Source organism: Stenotrophomonas sp. YJH_SMC_82 (assembly GCF_059368875.1).
The window spans coordinates 201,533-216,807 of the sequence record NZ_JCAFSE010000003.1; the positions used below are offsets into that span (position 1 = coordinate 201,533).

At 63.7% G+C, this 15,275-nt stretch carries 15 protein-coding genes and 1 pseudogene; 13 read left to right on the forward strand and 3 right to left on the reverse strand.

Features of this window, described 5'->3' with window-relative positions; all coding sequences use genetic code 11:
• The first annotated feature begins 12 nt into the window (after positions 1 to 12).
• From AC5P53_RS13605 to AC5P53_RS13630, 6 genes and pseudogenes are all read left to right on the forward strand, one after another.
• Positions 13 to 4,719, forward strand: coding sequence for an RHS repeat-associated core domain-containing protein (locus tag AC5P53_RS13605; protein ID WP_445391731.1), 4,707 nt, complete (start codon positions 13 to 15; stop codon positions 4,717 to 4,719).
• Between the two features lie 406 nt (positions 4,720 to 5,125).
• A pseudogene (locus tag AC5P53_RS13610) lies at positions 5,126 to 5,449 on the forward strand (RHS repeat-associated core domain-containing protein); the annotation flags it as partial.
• A gap of 352 nt (positions 5,450 to 5,801) precedes the next feature.
• Positions 5,802 to 6,131, forward strand: a complete 330-nt coding sequence (locus AC5P53_RS13615) for a hypothetical protein (protein WP_241887027.1) — start codon at positions 5,802 to 5,804, stop codon at positions 6,129 to 6,131.
• Positions 6,132 to 6,605: 474 nt separating this feature from the next.
• Positions 6,606 to 6,806, forward strand: coding sequence for a hypothetical protein (locus AC5P53_RS13620; protein WP_495227422.1), 201 nt, complete (start codon positions 6,606 to 6,608; stop codon positions 6,804 to 6,806).
• 274 nt (positions 6,807 to 7,080) lie between these two features.
• Positions 7,081 to 7,467: a hypothetical protein gene (locus tag AC5P53_RS13625; protein WP_241886934.1), complete on the forward strand. Its 387-nt coding sequence runs from the start codon at positions 7,081 to 7,083 to the stop codon at positions 7,465 to 7,467.
• 10 nt (positions 7,468 to 7,477) lie between these two features.
• Complete coding sequence (locus AC5P53_RS13630; RefSeq protein WP_134709321.1) at positions 7,478 to 7,813, forward strand: DUF6984 family protein; 336 nt, start codon at positions 7,478 to 7,480, stop codon at positions 7,811 to 7,813.
• Between the two features lie 45 nt (positions 7,814 to 7,858).
• On the opposite strand, the gene AC5P53_RS13635 is transcribed toward AC5P53_RS13630, so the two are convergent.
• From AC5P53_RS13635 to AC5P53_RS13645, 3 genes are all read right to left on the reverse strand, one after another.
• Complete coding sequence (locus AC5P53_RS13635) at positions 7,859 to 8,674, reverse strand: hypothetical protein (RefSeq protein ID WP_445391729.1); 816 nt, start codon at positions 8,672 to 8,674, stop codon at positions 7,859 to 7,861.
• Positions 8,671 to 9,168, reverse strand: coding sequence for a hypothetical protein (locus tag AC5P53_RS13640; RefSeq protein ID WP_241886930.1), 498 nt, complete (start codon positions 9,166 to 9,168; stop codon positions 8,671 to 8,673). The genes AC5P53_RS13635 and AC5P53_RS13640 overlap by 4 nt, the downstream gene beginning before the upstream one ends.
• A 208-nt stretch (positions 9,169 to 9,376) precedes the next feature.
• Positions 9,377 to 9,754: a hypothetical protein gene (locus AC5P53_RS13645; protein ID WP_241886928.1), complete on the reverse strand. Its 378-nt coding sequence runs from the start codon at positions 9,752 to 9,754 to the stop codon at positions 9,377 to 9,379.
• Positions 9,755 to 10,320: 566 nt separating this feature from the next.
• Here AC5P53_RS13645 and moaA point away from each other — a divergent pair.
• From moaA to AC5P53_RS13680, 7 genes are read left to right on the forward strand one after another with little or no spacing between them, the layout of a single operon-like run.
• On the forward strand, positions 10,321 to 11,301 hold the full coding sequence (moaA, locus tag AC5P53_RS13650; protein WP_049439440.1) for a GTP 3',8-cyclase MoaA: 981 nt from the start codon (positions 10,321 to 10,323) through the stop codon (positions 11,299 to 11,301).
• A gap of 8 nt (positions 11,302 to 11,309) precedes the next feature.
• Positions 11,310 to 12,305 (forward strand): bifunctional molybdenum cofactor biosynthesis protein MoaC/MoaB, encoded by a 996-nt coding sequence (gene moaCB, locus AC5P53_RS13655; RefSeq protein ID WP_241886926.1) that lies wholly within the window; start codon positions 11,310 to 11,312, stop codon positions 12,303 to 12,305.
• Positions 12,305 to 13,558 (forward strand): molybdopterin molybdotransferase MoeA, encoded by a 1,254-nt coding sequence (locus AC5P53_RS13660; RefSeq protein WP_241886924.1) that lies wholly within the window; start codon positions 12,305 to 12,307, stop codon positions 13,556 to 13,558. Before moaCB ends, AC5P53_RS13660 begins: the two co-directional genes overlap by 1 nt.
• Positions 13,558 to 13,818: a MoaD/ThiS family protein gene (locus AC5P53_RS13665; protein ID WP_005409914.1), complete on the forward strand. Its 261-nt coding sequence runs from the start codon at positions 13,558 to 13,560 to the stop codon at positions 13,816 to 13,818. Before AC5P53_RS13660 ends, AC5P53_RS13665 begins: the two co-directional genes overlap by 1 nt.
• A gap of 3 nt (positions 13,819 to 13,821) precedes the next feature.
• Positions 13,822 to 14,322 (forward strand): molybdenum cofactor biosynthesis protein MoaE, encoded by a 501-nt coding sequence (locus tag AC5P53_RS13670; RefSeq protein WP_046431002.1) that lies wholly within the window; start codon positions 13,822 to 13,824, stop codon positions 14,320 to 14,322.
• Positions 14,288 to 14,854, forward strand: coding sequence for a molybdenum cofactor guanylyltransferase (gene mobA, locus AC5P53_RS13675; protein ID WP_134966348.1), 567 nt, complete (start codon positions 14,288 to 14,290; stop codon positions 14,852 to 14,854). Before AC5P53_RS13670 ends, mobA begins: the two co-directional genes overlap by 35 nt.
• Complete coding sequence (locus tag AC5P53_RS13680) at positions 14,851 to 15,216, forward strand: hypothetical protein (protein ID WP_014647390.1); 366 nt, start codon at positions 14,851 to 14,853, stop codon at positions 15,214 to 15,216. The genes mobA and AC5P53_RS13680 overlap by 4 nt, the downstream gene beginning before the upstream one ends.
• The last annotated feature ends 59 nt before the right edge of the window (positions 15,217 to 15,275 follow it).

A 15,275-nucleotide genomic window follows, 5' to 3' on the forward strand; every position in this document is an offset into this window, starting at 1 on the left:
AGGAGAACAGGGATGTTGGAACGACTGAAGACCCTCTCGCGTGCCGCGCTGGCGATTGTTGCCCTCGGCTGCTTCGCCCCTGCTGTGGCGCAGGCGCAGGAAAGCAAGATTACCTGGCGCATTTCGCAGCCCGGCGGCAATTCGACGCAGTATAAGACCCAGCAGCAGGCGGTGCAGGCGATCAAGAGCCTTCCCGCACCCAGTCCATTCCCGCCGGAGTTCCAGTTCGGCTGGCAGTCTGTCGACAAGATCAAGTCGAAAGTTGTGGACTTGAACGGCAATACGTCGATCACCTACTGGATGGGGAAGTCGCAGCCCTCCGACCCGGACTGGTCCTACATAGGGCGTGACATATTTCCGACGGAAGAGGCGATGGTTGCCGATTTTCTTGCGGACGAACAAGCCAGCAATCCCGTGTGCCCCGGTGCAGCGGTAACTCCGTCAGGCGAGTGGTTTGCAGCTTCGCCCGATCAGGCAGGTGTCATCGAGTCGCGCTACTACGATCTGACTTCCATGGCTGGCAACAACACGGCTGAATCACCCTGCACGCCGTACACCGGAACGGTGGCGGTCGCGCGTACCCGGCGCTTGAACTGCCCGATTCCCCTCACACAGTGGTCCAACAAGCACAACGCCTGCGTCAGCGAAGAATTCGTTGCGACCATCACATCGAAGTCGCAGAAGTGCGACAAGGACGGCGGCAACGGTAACTGCCCCATGTCCCGCAACGATACAGCGGCGAACATGAGTCCGATTCCCGACAAGGACCCGGCCTCCAACGGCGGCACCTGCGACGGCAATGTCGGCAACCCATGTGATGTCAAAACGGGCGAGAAGTACGAGATCGCGCCGGACTTCGATCTGGGCTGGATCGCGCTGACGCGCTTCTATCACTCCGGCATCTCCACCTCATCCGGTGGCTTCGGTTATGGCTGGACCCATTCGCTGGGCGCCCACCTGGCACTGGACGGCGTTGACAGCGTGGGCATCATTGAAAGCACCGGTTTCCAGCGTGCATTCAAGAAGATCGGCCAAGCCTATGAGGCGGACGACGACAGTGGTGACCGTCTGGTCCAGAACGGCAACTGGACACTGTACTCGGCGGGCTCCATCTCGACCTTCGGCGCGGACGGGCGTCTGGCCGCCAAGCGCTTCGCGGATGGCACGTCCCTGACCTATATCTACGACGACAGCGAACGCCTTGCGGCCGTCACCCACAGCAGTGGCCGCACACTGGAGTTCGTCTACCAGTCCAACGACTATGAGGCGCTGATCAGTTCGGTGCTGGTCGAGGGCATTGCGCTCGCCACCTATACCTACACGCCGCAGAACCAGGTCGCCACGGTGACCTATGCGGGTGGTGGTGTGCGGACATATCACTACGAGAACCAGGACTTCCCCCAGCACCTGACCGGCATCACCGCTGAGGACGGTCGCCGCTACAGCACCTTTACCTACGATTCCATCGGTCGTGTGATCTCCAGTCAACATGCCGGCGGTGCCGATGGCGTGACACTGGCCTACAGCCCCAATGGTGGTGCGGTGGTGACCGACGCGCTGGGGCGGCAGACCGACTACACCCTGACACCCGGGGGCGACACCGCTCCGTCGCGCAAGGTGACCGGCCTGAGTGATTCGCAGGGAACCGTCAGCCGGACCTACTACGACCAGAGTGTCGACTTCCGCCGGCGTCTGGATACCTACACCGATCGCCGCGGTATCCAGACCAAGCACACCTATGCGCAAGGCACCGATCCGGTGAGCGGTCGTGCCGTCAGCATCCATACCGTGACCGAAGCGGTCGGCTTGCCCGAGCAGCGTGTGGTGACCACGGCGCGCGACGTCGAAACCAATGCGGTACTGACCACCCGGATCGGTAGCCGCGAAACCCACACGGCCTTCAATTCCCGACGCCAGCCGACGGCCAACACGGTGACCGACACCGCTTCCGGTCAGACGCGCATCACCAGCTACACGTACTGCGAAGCCGCTGACGTGGCAGCGGCAGGCAGCTGCCCGGTGGAGGGGCTGCTGAAGAGTGTGGATGGCCCGCGCACGGATGTGGCCGATGCCGTTACCTATGCCTATTACTCGGCGGATGATGCAGGGTGCGCGACCGGAGGTGCCTGCAGCTATCGCAAGGGCGACCTGCGCAGCGTGACCAATGCGCTGGGCCAGACGGTCGAGACTCTGGCCTACGACGCTTTCGGGCGGCCGTTGTCGGTCAAGGATGCCAACGGCGTGGTCACCGACTACACCTACCATGCTCGCGGCTGGCCAACCTCGGTCACCGTACGTGGCGCGACCACTGCCGAGAATCGGGTCACCCAGATCAGCTACTGGCCGACCGGCCAGGTGCAACAGATCACCGAGCCCGACGGCAGCAGCGTTTCCTATGTCTACGATGCGGCGCTGCGCTTGACCGATATCGAGGACAACGCGGGCAACACGATTCACTACACGCTGGACAATGCCGGCAATCGCCTCAAGGAAGACACGCTCGATGCAGGCGGTACCCTGCGCCGCACCCTGGCACGGACGTTCAACACACTCGGCCAGCTGACCGCACTGAAGGACGCAGGCAACCACGCTACCGGCTTTGCCTACGATGCCAACGGCAACCCGCAGACCGTGACCGACGCCCTGCAGCGCGTGACCAGCCAGCAGTACGACCCGCTGAACCGCCTGGCCCAGACCCTGCAGGACGTGGGTGGCGTGGCCGCCGAGATCCGCAGCCAGTACAACGCGCTGGACCAGGTCACCCAGGTCACCGACCCGAAGGGCCTGCATACCACCTACGCCTACAACGGATTCGGTGACCTGACCGGGCAGGTCAGCCCGGACAGTGGCGCCAGCAGCTTCACCGTGGACGCCGCCGGCAACCGCAAGACGGCCACCGATGCACGTGGCGTCACTGCCACCTATCACTACGATGCACTCAACCGCCTGATCGGCATCGCCTATCCGGACCCCAATCTGGACGTGGGCTACAGTTACGACGTGGCGCCTGCTGCGTGCACCGCCGACGAGCGCTTTGCCAAGGGGCGCCTGGGGCAGGTGCTGCACGCCAATGGCAGCACCCAGTACTGCCACGACCGCTTCGGCCAGGTCACTCGCAAGGTGCAGACCGTCAACGGCGTCGCCAGCACGCTGCGCTACGCCTACAGCAAGTCGGGTCGCCTGACCGCGTTGACCTACCCAGACGGCAGCGTTGCCGACTACGTGCGTGATACCCAGGGGCGCGTCAGCCAGATCGGCCTGACCCGGCCCGGCCAGGCGCGCCAGATCGTGGTGAACAACGTGACCTACGCGGCCTTCGGCCCGGCGACCGGTTGGACCTATGGCAACGGCCGCCAGCTGCAGCGTCCGCTGGACCTGGACTATCGCCCGCAGGCGGTGCACGACCCGGCCGCGGGCGGCCTGTCGCTGGGCTATGGCTATGACCCGGTCGGTTCAATCACCGAACTGAAGAACGGCACAGGCTCGACGGTGCTGGCCAAGTACGCCTACGACACGCTGGGTCGCCTGACCCAGACCCAGGACGGTACGACCGGCACGCCGATTGAAACCTATGCCTATGACGCCACCGGCAATCGCACTGCGCTGACCACCTCGGCAGGCACCGCCAGCTACACCTATCCCGCAACCAGCCACCGGCTGACCGCCGTGGACGGCGAAGCGCGCAACCATGACGCGGTGGGCAACACCACCAGCATCGGCGGCAAGACGTTCACCTACAACGATGCCAACCGCATGAACGCGGTGAAGCAGGGCAGTGCGGTGCTGGAAAGCTACGGTTACAACCATCGCGGCGAGCGCGTGCTGCGCGCCCCGGCCGGCGGCGCAGCGCAGATCACCTTGTACGACGAAGCAGGGCAATGGCTGGGCAACTACTCGGCCACGGGCCAGGCGCAGCAACAGGCGATCTGGCTGGACAACTACCCGGTGGCGCTGATCAATGTGCCGGCTACCGGCGTGCCGGCACTGGCCTACGTCCAACCAGATCATCTGGGTACGCCGCGCGTGGTGATCGATCCGGTGCGGAATGTCGCAATCTGGGAGTGGAGCAACAAGAGCGAGGTATTCGGCAACCAGATTCCGAGTGCCGACCCGGATGGCGATGGTGTGGTGTTCGAGCTGGCGCTGCGCTTCCCGGGCCAGCAGGCAACGGATGCGAGTGGGTTGTTCTACAACTACCAGCGGGAATACGACGCTGCGACCGGACGCTATACGCAAGCGGATCCCATAGGCTTGTCCGGCGGCATTTCCGCGTACGGGTATTCGAATGCCTCTCCGCTTCTCGCGGCTGACCCACTTGGGCTTGAGCCCGTGTTCGATACAAGTACGTGCGGCGGACAGCTGGGAATGGTTACTTGTGATGGCAATGGAGGATTTCTGGTCAGTGTCTGCAATTCAGGCTGCGACAAGATATGCACCGTTATGCATGAGCGAAACCATAAGGCGTTATTGGAAAAGAGGGTTCCTAATGCCTGCGTGGGGAGGCCTAAAGGTGCAAGCCCATTCCCAAAGGACTGGGAATATGATGGGATCGAGCATCGGCAGCTGGCCAATGAGCTTGAGTGTCGTGCATATCAAGAGCAGATGATCTGTGCAACTCGGCTGCGCGATGGAGGACTCGGAGGCGCCGCAGTAGACAAGGCCTACAGCAGGGCAGTAAAGGAAAGGAGCAACAGGCAATGCGATGCATTCGGATACTAGCCATCCTCTCGCTCGTTCTGGGCCAGCTGGGGTGCCGGGATGAGGTTGAGAGTTCAACGTACCCCATGGGTCAGACGGGAAAGAGTTGCACTGCCTACAAAGGCTTTGATCGCCAGCCTCCCGAAGTGGTTGTTACCGAACTGGCCAGACGGGGGTTGGACAGTCGCAGGTTGATCCATAAAACAGTTTGCGGCTCGATCACCAGCTGGGAGATCCTTCCTGCAGGGGCGTCGATCAATCGGATACCTCCCCCAGATACCTACGTGAACGTCTGGCTGAGGGAAGACGGCTCTGTTTCCGTCAGTACGGACCTCCCTTGATGTCGGCGCTGCCTCTGATGCTGACGCATCGGGCCAGCGCGTCTGCGCAATAGGTCAGCTAAGCCGAAGTTGCGCTCACTCGATGTCATCCGGGTGGGCCGCGCGTGGCAATCGCTCGGTCGCCCGATGTCCCGGCTTGGGCGCGGAGCAGAAAGAGCGAAGTGTTCGGCAACCAGATTCCGAGTGCCGACTTGGACGGGGATGGTGTGTCGTTCGAGCTGGCGCTGCGCTTCCCGGGTCAGCAGGCGACGAGTGCGAGTGGGTTGTTCTACAACTACCAGCGCGAGTACGACCCGGCGGTGCGCCGGTACTCGCAGAGTGATCCAATCGGGCTGGAAGGTAGAGTAAACACCTATGCCTATGTTGGATCCATGCCGATTGCCCTAAATGATCCGCATGGGCTTCAGGCAACCTTCGCCGATTGCGTTTCGGAGAGGCGATGGGACTGGGGCAAGCTTGGCGCTAGCGGGCCGGAAAGTACGTCGACAACTTGTGAAGTCGCATCCGGCGCACAGATGGCAAGCGCTGCTGCCAATTCTGCGGTTGCATGCCACGACGTGGCAGCATGCTGCGGGTTCCCAGGCCGGGCAGGCGATGCAGCGCGCGGCAAACGGACGCCGATTCGGTCCAGTTCAAGCGTCGTGGAGTTCGGCAGGAAGACTTTTGGGGCGCGTGGTCGTGGTGACGACTGTATGGGAGGGGTTCTGGGATATCGGCTCCATGGTCTATTGTGGCTGCAGCGCAGGCGGTGGATAGAGGCGAATGGAAATGAAGGAAAGCCTGAGAGAAAGGGAGGCGCTGTCGCCAACTGGCTTCCATGACCGATACTATGCGGAGAGTGGCCTGGATCAGGAAACCGTAGTGGAGCTGCTGGAGCATGTTGCAGACGAGCTTCGTTTGCCCTCTGGGAAGCTCCGTCCTGGAGATCGATTTTCGAAGGAACTGTCGCCTGGTGAAGCTCATGGCTGGGACTCGGGGTATGGGGTGTTGATATTCGAGCTTCAATCGCTCGCAAAAAAGCGTGGTATTGCAGTCGATCGGCGGGTGGATTCGCTCGACGACTACATTCGTATCATGGCGGGTATCTATTGATGAGATTGATGCATCCCTGAATGGCTATCGGCGTAGACGTCGCAGTGCGTACTGAGAATTCGGGGATGCCGAAGGTGAGGTATGCCGCCGCTGTCGTTGCCGGTCTGGTTCTGGCCGGCTGTGCAACATCGGGTGGCGATATGATCGTGCGCGTCTCGGGAAGCGTGCCGCCAGGTCAGGGTGACGTTCGCGCTCTAGATTGTGAGCTGAGTATGCTCGGGGAGGACGAAGGTGTAGTCTCGTCGAAACCGGTTGGAAGCACATTCTCGGTCCACATGATGGTCGTTGCAGGGCCGGAACCCAGAAGCTACCAATTCGCCGTCGAATGCAGGGATGGCCGGAGGTTCGCATCCAAGCCGGTGCAGATCAGTAGTCGGCGGTCCTATGCCCGGGATCTCAATCTTGGGGAGCTTCAGGAGCGGTGACCGGCGATCGTCCTCGCGCATCCCAGAGCTCTGATCGGGAATCTAGTCCATGAGATTCATTTACGTGTTGCTCTTCATCCTTCTCACGGGTGCGGCGCTATTTTCATTTCGCAAACTCCATCGAGGTGAGCTGGGCGAGAAGCCGGTTTATGCCGCTTTGCAGAGAGCAGAGCTGGAGTACAGACGCCAGCCGGTTGGCGACCTGATCTATGAAGAAGGGGCGGGCATCTGCTCGCCGGGTTCTCTATAGACGCGCAAGCGAGGGTTTGGGTTGCGTTGGACACAATGAGGGACAATGGGGATCTGTTTGTCGTCCCTATGCACGGGGAACAGAGAATCCCTTGTCAACTCGTCGATCAGCTGGTGTCGGCCAATGTCGGATCAGCACAGGCTAGGCACGCGTTGAAGGCGTCTTGCGTGAAGTAGGGCGTTGCGAGGCTGAAGAAATACCCCGTACACGCCGCAGCAATGATGACGGCGGTGATTCGGTCGTTCTGTTGTATGGGTTTGGGGAATTCCAGTAGATGAAGGATTTCAACGCGCTCGAATGGTGTGATGCCACGTTGTTGGCCATCAACATCGATAGAAGGAATCCAGGCGTATGCGATGAGGTAAAGGTCCACGTGCGCTGGCCGGACGGTCGGGAGTCAATCGTTTGCTTCCCGGAAGCGTACGGGTGCTCCGCGCTCATGAACTTCGGCGTACTGGGGGAGGAGGGAATAGAGTTCGCCAGGGTCGACGATGACGCGCCGGGACTCGCTGATCTCCTTGATCGTTGGAAGGCGGTCGGCTATCCGTTGTCCGGCCTGAAGTGTTTCCGTATCGAGACCACCTCGACCGGAAGCGTCATTCTCATCTACGCCAGAACATGGCGGATCGAGCATCTGCCGATGGCGGATGCAGTGCCCTGAAGGACATTCCGTGCCCAGATTCCTCACCCCCGACGAGGTCTCCCTCATCCACAGGCTGCTGCCCGAGACGACCGAGCTGTCCGAACGGTTGTTGAAGGATCTGGCGCTCGCCCAGGTGGAGGACGTGGAGGTTGTCGGATTCGGGGGCGTGGTGTTCCTGTCCAGCACGACCCAGGTCTTCGGAAGCGACATTGCCACGGCGATGCTTGCCGATGCCGACGGCGTGCCGGTGAGAGTCACCCTGTGCCTGGACAATCACGATCAGCTCTTCGAGCTGGAGCTGTGCAAGGTGGACTTCTCGCCGATCATCGGCGTCGATCTGAGGAGCGCTTTCAGCGAGCACTGACGCCTGCTGAAGGCGATCCTCGCTGAAGGGCGCTGCGCATGGGATTCACCCTTCGGACTCGGACAGGGCCTGGCGCTGCGCTTCGGCTGCCATCCGGATTGCCTGCAGTTTCGAGTGATTCGGCCAGCTGTAAGCTTCGAACGAATTGCTGCCATCCGGATAGTAGAAGATCGTCCTGTTGCCTTTGGCTTTGACTTTAGGTCCCACGGATCGCGTGAGAAACTGCGAATGTAGGATGGGTTCGAAATGGACATTGCGGGCATCAGGTGCCTTGTAAGTTAGGTGGTAATCCCCGTTCGTGATCAGGCTCATTGACTTTGTATGGCCTCCAAGGAACCTTTCACTGAGCCATGGGTAGTAGTCCCGCACAACTGTCAGATCTCCGTCGACTTTGATACCCCAGCGGCCGTTGGGCGAATTGTTGTCATCAAAAAAGACAATCATGCCGGCGGGACGGCCGGATCGAATGCCCTCGCCAAACGCGGAGGTGTCTTTGTACTCCGCGCCGAAGGTGATATTGCTCAGTTGCCAGTTGCAGGTGCCACCTCCATTCACCGGCACTTTGGCCTCGAACAGTCTGCTCTCTCGCTGCTGGATGGGCTTCAAGTCCATCCGCTGATAGCCATCTCGATCATACGGAATTCCGGAGGCAGAGTAGCTGGTGATGGTGCAAGTCTTTGAACGGTACACGACTCGCACGTCCATCGTTTCGAGCTCAGTAGGGACTTTGATGGCCACATTGACCACGCCTGCGTCGGTGCTGGGAGATAGGCTTCGGTCCGGTAACTCCCGGTCCGGGGTGTGGCCGCAGCTGCTCAGAAGCAGGAGGGCGAGGATTGTTGCGGGGATGGGAAGTTTCATCGGCTGAAGTCGGGGCATGCTGATTTCTTCTGAATGCTGAGGGCTCCATCGGCATCTGTCTTGAGACAGAATGTGGCCTCATAGATTGCGGTACGCAGATACCAGAGATTTGGAATTTGTCGAATTGCTTGAAAGTAGTAGGTTGTGTTCAATTTCAGTTGAAAATTCTCCCTGTTGTCGGGCCCATCCCGCTCGTAGCCGTCTGGTATTGAGCCGTATGCAATGCAGTTGCCAGGCTTTAGCTTCATTGGCTTGGCATCGTCCTTCAGGCGGATGGCCCAGCTTTCGGATTCGAGCGTGTAGTACTCCAGCAGTAGCAGGTTGGCCACTGGGAACGAGCCCTTCGCTTTTTCCGGGATGCAGATCGCGGGTGTGCCATCCACAAGCCTGATATCTGCCTCTTCTCTGATCAGCTGGAACGCGTGCGCCATGTCTGGGGCCACGCAGCAACCGGCGGCCACGAGCAACGTCAAGGTGCTTTTGAAATTCTGCATTGGTTTCTGATGCCTCCGTCTGCACAGCTCTGAAAGTGCGAGTGATTCAATTGCCCTGATCACCCTTGCCAGCATGGTCGTGTCGTCAGAAGAATGGTGGCGCGCGCCAGTCTGGAGCGGCCGTCACAGGGTGAGTAAGGCGAAGGGCGTCGCATTTGAGCGGGCGAACGCCGGGGCGAAAAGAGGGCAGGCGCGACATCGATAGAGGCTACTGCTCACCCACCTGCAACCGCCCCACCGCCTGCGCGCACAACGACTGGCAGGCCATGACCAACCCCTCCATCACGCGGTCGCCCACGTACTGCCCGGGTTCGCCGTTCTGCCGGGTGCGTTCGGCTGCCAGCAGCATTTCCAGCACCACCCGCAACCCAGTCAACGCGCAATCGGCGTCGGCCAGGGCCAGGCAGCGGCCGGGCAGCTGGTGACGCTCCGGCCAAGGTTGTCCGTCGGCCGCCGCACCGGAGCCGATGCGGTGGAGATTGGCAATGAAGGTGTTCCTGTCCACTGTTGGCGCAGCCGGAGGCGAACCGTCGTCGCCGGCGGTGCTGCGGTGGGCGTGCAGATGCGGGAGGTCCGATTCGTTCATGGCAAGGCTCCGTGCAGGGCAATCGGTAGCCGCCACCCATAAAAGTGGCGGACGGTACGTGGTTCGAACACCGGGTTGATGTCAGTCCGGTGGGCCCGAAGGCCCCCACGCACCGCCCGCCATAGCCGGCAGACGGATTGCCAGCCGGCGCCACGCTAGGGTGGCGCCGGCTGGCAAGCGCATACATCAACATCAACTCGGGTGTTCGAAGCCCGGCCACCCTTTTCCGGTGGCACGCCATCTGAGCCCCTGGCGCTGTGCAATGCCAATCAGAAGAGTTGCAAACATCACTCGATTGGAGACGCTTTTGACATTGTCCTACGCTGTTAAGCCCCGCCAGTGCTGGCTGGCGTAGTGATCCGCCCGCAGCGTGCAATCTGCGACAGGTGTCGAGGTTGTCACGGCGAACGGGACGGGCGCGGAGGGCCTATCGCGACAGGCGGTACCAATTCAGGCTGCGTGCCTCCCGGGTTGACGCTTTCAACGCCCCAGCGCACTCTGCGGGCTGGGGTCGACAACCCGTTCAGGGGCAGGGCTGCAGGGTGGTACCAGGAGGCGGAACAGCCATGAGCCAACTCACCGACAGCTTCGGACGCAGCTTTCCGTACCTGCGCTTGTCGCTCACCGAAGCCTGCAACTTCCGGTGCAGCTACTGCCTGCCCGACGGGTACCAGGCCGACGGCCGCCCGCGTTTCCTGCAGGTGGATGAGATCGGCCGCCTGGTGCGGGCCTTTGCGGCGCTGGGCATGAGCAAGATCCGCCTGACCGGCGGCGAGCCCAGCCTGCGCAAGGATCTGGACGAGATCATCGCCACCGTGGCGGCGGTTCCGGGCATCCGCAAGGTGGCCATCACCACCAATGGCACGCTGCTGCCGCGGCGCCTGCCGGGCTGGCACCAGGCCGGCCTGACCGCGCTGAACGTGAGCATGGACAGCCTGCAACGCGAGCGTTTCCACACCATCACCGGGCACGACCGCCTGCCGGAGATCCAGCAGGGCCTGGCGCTGGCGCAGGCGTTGGGCCTGCCGACGATCAAGCTCAACGCGGTGCTGCTGCGGGGCCTGAATGACGACGAGCTGCCGCAGTGGATGGATTACCTGCGCGATCGCCCCTTCAGCGTGCGCTTCATTGAACTGATGCGCACCGGCGACAACGAAGCCTATTTCCAGCGCCACCACCTGCGCGCCGACGTGGTGGTCGAGCAGCTGCTGGCCGCGGGCTGGCACGAGCGTCCGCGCGCGGCCGATGCTGGCCCGGCGCGCGAGTTCGGCCACCCCGACCATCGCGGCAGCATCGGCATCATCGCCCCATATTCGCGTGACTTCTGCAAGGGCTGCAACCGCCTGCGGGTGACCGCCAAGGGCGACTTGCGGCTGTGCCTGTTTGGCGAGTTCGGCGTGCCGCTGCGCCCGCTGCTGCAGCGCGATGAGGACCACGACGCGCTGCTGGCACGCATCACCACCCAGCTTGGCCTGAAAGCGGCCGGGCATGGACTGCACCAGGGCCAGACCGGGCTGACCCCGCACCTGGCCTCCATCGGAGGATGAGCAACACGATGAGTGGGGAATTGAACGCGGCCTTCCACATGGCCGATGTCCGCAACAAGCGCATCAGCCGCCGCCGTGCGGTGGCGGTGGGCGAGCTGCATGCCGGTCCAGTGGCCTATCCGCTGATTGTCGAGCGCCGCCTGCCCAAGGGCGATGCGCTGGTGATGGCCGAGATTGCCGGCCTGCAGGGCGCCAAGATGGCCTCGATGCTGATGCCGCTGTGCCACCCGCTGCCGCTGGAACTGGTGCAGGTGTTCTGCGCGCCGGTACCGGAACGGCAGGCGATCCGCGTGTGGTGCGAGTGCGCCAGCGAGGCGCGCACCGGCGTGGAGATGGAGGCACTGGCCGGCGTCAACGCGGCGCTGCTGACCCTGTACGACCTGAGCAAGCCGGTGGAGCCGGCGTTGCGCATCGAAGGCATCCGCCTGCTGTTCAAGGAGGGCGGCAAGCGCGGTGTCTGGCTGCACCCGGACGGCATGGACGAGGCCGAGCGTGAGCGGTTCAAGCCGCGTGCGCCGAAGGGCCTGGAAGGCGCGGCCTGCGCGGTGATCACGCTGAGCGATCGCGCCAGCGAAGGCACCTATGAGGATGCCTCTGGCCCGACCCTGGTGATCGGGCTGAAGAAGCTGGGGGGCGAGGTGGTGGCCGCCGAAGTGCTGCCCGATGGCATCGAGCCGTTGGCGGGCCGCCTGCAGGCGTTGGCTGCCGAGGGCGTGCGCCTGTGCCTGTGTACCGGGGGTACCGGGCTGGGCCCGCGTGACCTGACCCCGGAGGCGCTGCGTTCCTTGAATGCGCGGCCGGTGCATGGCCTGGCGCAGATGGTGCGGGCGCTGAGTGCGCAGCACACGCCGATGGCCTGGCTGAGTCGCGCCGAGGTGGTGCAGCTGGGCAATATGCTCGTGTTTGCATTGCCGGGCAGCCCGAAGGCGGCGGCGCAGTGCCTGGACATCCTGGCGCCGGTGCTGGGCCACGCCCTGGCGATGGTCGAGGGGGATGGCCACTGATGATTGCCTACAGCGAGGCCTTGCAGCACCTGCTGGACGCGGCCACGCCGCTGCCGGCCGAACGCCTGCCGCTGCACGAGGCCGCGGGCCGCACGCTGGCCCGTGACATCCATAGCGCACAATCGCTGCCGCCGTTCGACAATTCGGCGATGGACGGCTTCGCGCTGCGCGCCAACGGCGCGACGTTCGAGGCTGGTACCGAATTCGCTGTGCAGGGCTGGCAGGCAGCAGGCGATGCCGGTGCCGACGGCGGCGAGGGTGCCTGGGAAATCATGACCGGTGCGCGCATGCCGGTCGGGCTGGATACGGTGGTGCCGGTCGAGAATGTGGAGATCCTCGCCAGCGAAGATGGACGCCCGACCCGCATCGCCCTGAAGGCATCGGTGAAGCCGGGCCAGAACGTGCGCCTGCGTGGCGAGGATGTGAGCGACGGCGAGCGCGTGCTGCAGTCCGGGCAGGTGCTGGACATCAACGCGCGCACCTTGCTGCATGCCATCGGCGTGGCTCAGGTGGCGGTGGTGGCACGGCCGAAGGCGGCGGTGATTGCCACCGGCAAGGAGCTGGTGACCGAGGCGGCGCAGGCGCTGGAATCCGGGCAGATCCGTGACAGCAACCGGCCGTACCTGGTCGGCCGCCTGCAGGCCGCCGGTGCCGAGGTGGTCTGGCAGGGCACGGTGGGCGATGAGGTGGCCGCCTTCAATGCCGTACTGGATCAAGCACTGGACGCGGGTGCGCAGCTGTTGATCAGCACCGGCGCGGTGTCGGCCGGCCGCTACGATTTCATTCCCGACGCGCTGCGCGGCCGGGGTGCGCGCATCGTGTTCCACAAGGTGGCGATCCGCCCCGGCAAGCCGTTGCTGTTCGCGGTGCTGCCCAATGGCGCGCTGTATTTCGGCCTGCCGGGCAACCCGGTCTCCGCTGCGGTGGGCCAGCGCTTCTTTGTCGAGCCGGTGCTGCGCCGCCTGCTGGGGCTGGCACCGGAGCAGGTGCTGATGTTGCCGCTGCAGGCCGACGTGCGCACGCCGCCGGGCCTGCGCTTCCATGCGCGGGCCCGGGTGGAAGTGGACGCGCAGGGCCGCCTGAGTGCGCGCGTGCTGGCAGGGCAGGAGTCGTTCCGTTTGATGTCCATGCTGCAGGCCAACGCCTGGGTGGTGCTGGACGGCGAGGGCGGTCTCGCCCCTGCCGGCACGCCAGTGCGCGTGCAGGGCTGGGGTCATCAGGACCCTGTGCAGCTGGCAAGCCAGGAGCCGTGATGAGACAGGTGAATCTGCAATTGTTCGGTGCGTTTTCCGATCTGGATGCCAGCCGCGAGATCGCCGTGGATGTAGCCGGTGGCACCGTGGCCGATCTGCGCCAGGCGCTGCGCGAGCTGCTGCCGCTGCGTTGGCCGGGTTTCCGTGCCGGCTTGCTGGATTACTCGGCATTCGCCGACCAGCAACGCGTGCTGCGCGACCACGAGGCGCTGCCCGACGATGGCCGGGTGGCGATCCTGCCGCCGGTGAGCGGGGGCTGAGCGATGAGCGAGACGATCATCGCCAAGGTCGTGGACCGCGCGCAGGCGGCAATCGATCCGGCCGAGGGCATCGCGGCGGTTTCCGATACGGGCTTCGGCGGCATCGATGTGTTCATCGGCAAGGTGCGCGACGTCAACGTGGGCCGGCGGGTGACCGGGATCACCTACGATCTGTTCGAACCGCTGGTGCTGAACGAATTCAAGCGCCTGGCCGCCGAGGTCGAAGCCACGTTCGGTCCGAAGCTGAAACTGTATGTAGCGCATGCCAAGGGCCGGCTTGGCATCGGCGATGTGGCGGTGGTGGTGGCCGCCGGCAGCCCGCACCGTGACGAGGCGTTCCGCGCCTGCCGGCAGTTGATCGAGGTGGTCAAGCACCAGTGCCCGATCTGGAAGCAGGAGCATTACGAGGACGGCGACAGCGCGTGGAGCGAGGGTTGCAGCCTGTGCCATGCGGACGGCGAACCCGGCCATGACCATGCGCACGATCACGAACATCCCCATTGATGGCATCGTGCTGGCCGGCGGCCTGTCCAGTCGGATGGGCCGCGACAAGGCGCTGCTGCCCTGGCACGGCCGCACGCTGCTGGAACACATGCGCGGCCTGCTGCTGCAGGCCGGCGCCGGGAGGGTATGGGTGAGCGGCGACTACCCAGCTTTTGGTGGCATCCCGGACCGGGTCGCACGCTGCGGCCCGCTGGGCGGCCTCTACAGTGTGGCGATGCAGATGCCAGACGGCCCCGCCTGGGTGGTGCCGGTCGATACGCCGCGGGTGACACCCGCGCTGTTGCAGCGGCTGCAGGCCGATCAAGGGCGTGCCTGCACGGTATTCGACGATGAACCGTTGCCTATGCGGTTGCGGATCGATGATCATTGCCGCCGCGTGCTGCAGGAGCTGATTGAGGATCCGACGGCGCGCCGTTCACTGCGCGCCCTGCAGCAACGCCTGGGCGTAATCCGGCTGCCATTGGCACCGGAGGATCGGGCGTTGCTGCTCAACTGCAACACCCCGTCGGAATGGGAGTCCATCACAGCATGAAGGTCCAGCTGCAACAGCAATCGATGCGCCTGCGCGTGGATGAAGAAGAACTGGCAGGATTGCTGGCCGGCGAATCAGTGGAGAACCTGACGCGCTTTGGTGGCAGCGGTGGCTGGGGCGTGGCGCTGTCGCTGCATGCCGGCGATCAGGCGGTGCTGCTCGATGGCGGGACATTCTGCCGGTTGGTACTGCCTCGCCAGGCCGTTGAGTCGCTGGCGGGCAGGCTGCCCTGCCGGGATGGGCTGGGCTTCGGTATCGCGTTGGATGACGACAGCATGCTGCAGCTGCAGTTCGACGTGGACGTGCGCGACAGCATGCGGCAGCGTGGCCCGCAGCGGCGTTCCGAACCCGCGCCAGAGTAGGTGCACGTTGCGCAGGGCCGGGCGGTGCGCTGTCGTATGATGAGGGCCTTCGTTCCTGC

Coding starts and splice junctions, on each gene's coding strand:
- AC5P53_RS13605 (WP_445391731.1), top strand. CDS start 13: ATGTTGGAACGACTGAAGACCCTCTCGCGTGCCGCGCTGGCGATTGTT.
- AC5P53_RS13615 (WP_241887027.1), top strand. CDS start 5,802: ATGGAAATGAAGGAAAGCCTGAGAGAAAGGGAGGCGCTGTCGCCAACT.
- AC5P53_RS13620 (WP_495227422.1), top strand. CDS start 6,606: ATGAGATTCATTTACGTGTTGCTCTTCATCCTTCTCACGGGTGCGGCG.
- AC5P53_RS13625 (WP_241886934.1), top strand. CDS start 7,081: ATGAAGGATTTCAACGCGCTCGAATGGTGTGATGCCACGTTGTTGGCC.
- AC5P53_RS13635 (WP_445391729.1), bottom strand. CDS start 8,674: ATGAAACTTCCCATCCCCGCAACAATCCTCGCCCTCCTGCTTCTGAGC.
- AC5P53_RS13640 (WP_241886930.1), bottom strand. CDS start 9,168: ATGCAGAATTTCAAAAGCACCTTGACGTTGCTCGTGGCCGCCGGTTGC.
- AC5P53_RS13645 (WP_241886928.1), bottom strand. CDS start 9,754: ATGAACGAATCGGACCTCCCGCATCTGCACGCCCACCGCAGCACCGCC.
- moaA (WP_049439440.1), top strand. CDS start 10,321: ATGAGCCAACTCACCGACAGCTTCGGACGCAGCTTTCCGTACCTGCGC.
- moaCB (WP_241886926.1), top strand. CDS start 11,310: ATGAGTGGGGAATTGAACGCGGCCTTCCACATGGCCGATGTCCGCAAC.
- AC5P53_RS13660 (WP_241886924.1), top strand. CDS start 12,305: ATGATTGCCTACAGCGAGGCCTTGCAGCACCTGCTGGACGCGGCCACG.
- AC5P53_RS13665 (WP_005409914.1), top strand. CDS start 13,558: ATGAGACAGGTGAATCTGCAATTGTTCGGTGCGTTTTCCGATCTGGAT.
- AC5P53_RS13670 (WP_046431002.1), top strand. CDS start 13,822: ATGAGCGAGACGATCATCGCCAAGGTCGTGGACCGCGCGCAGGCGGCA.
- mobA (WP_134966348.1), top strand. CDS start 14,288: ATGACCATGCGCACGATCACGAACATCCCCATTGATGGCATCGTGCTG.
- AC5P53_RS13680 (WP_014647390.1), top strand. CDS start 14,851: ATGAAGGTCCAGCTGCAACAGCAATCGATGCGCCTGCGCGTGGATGAA.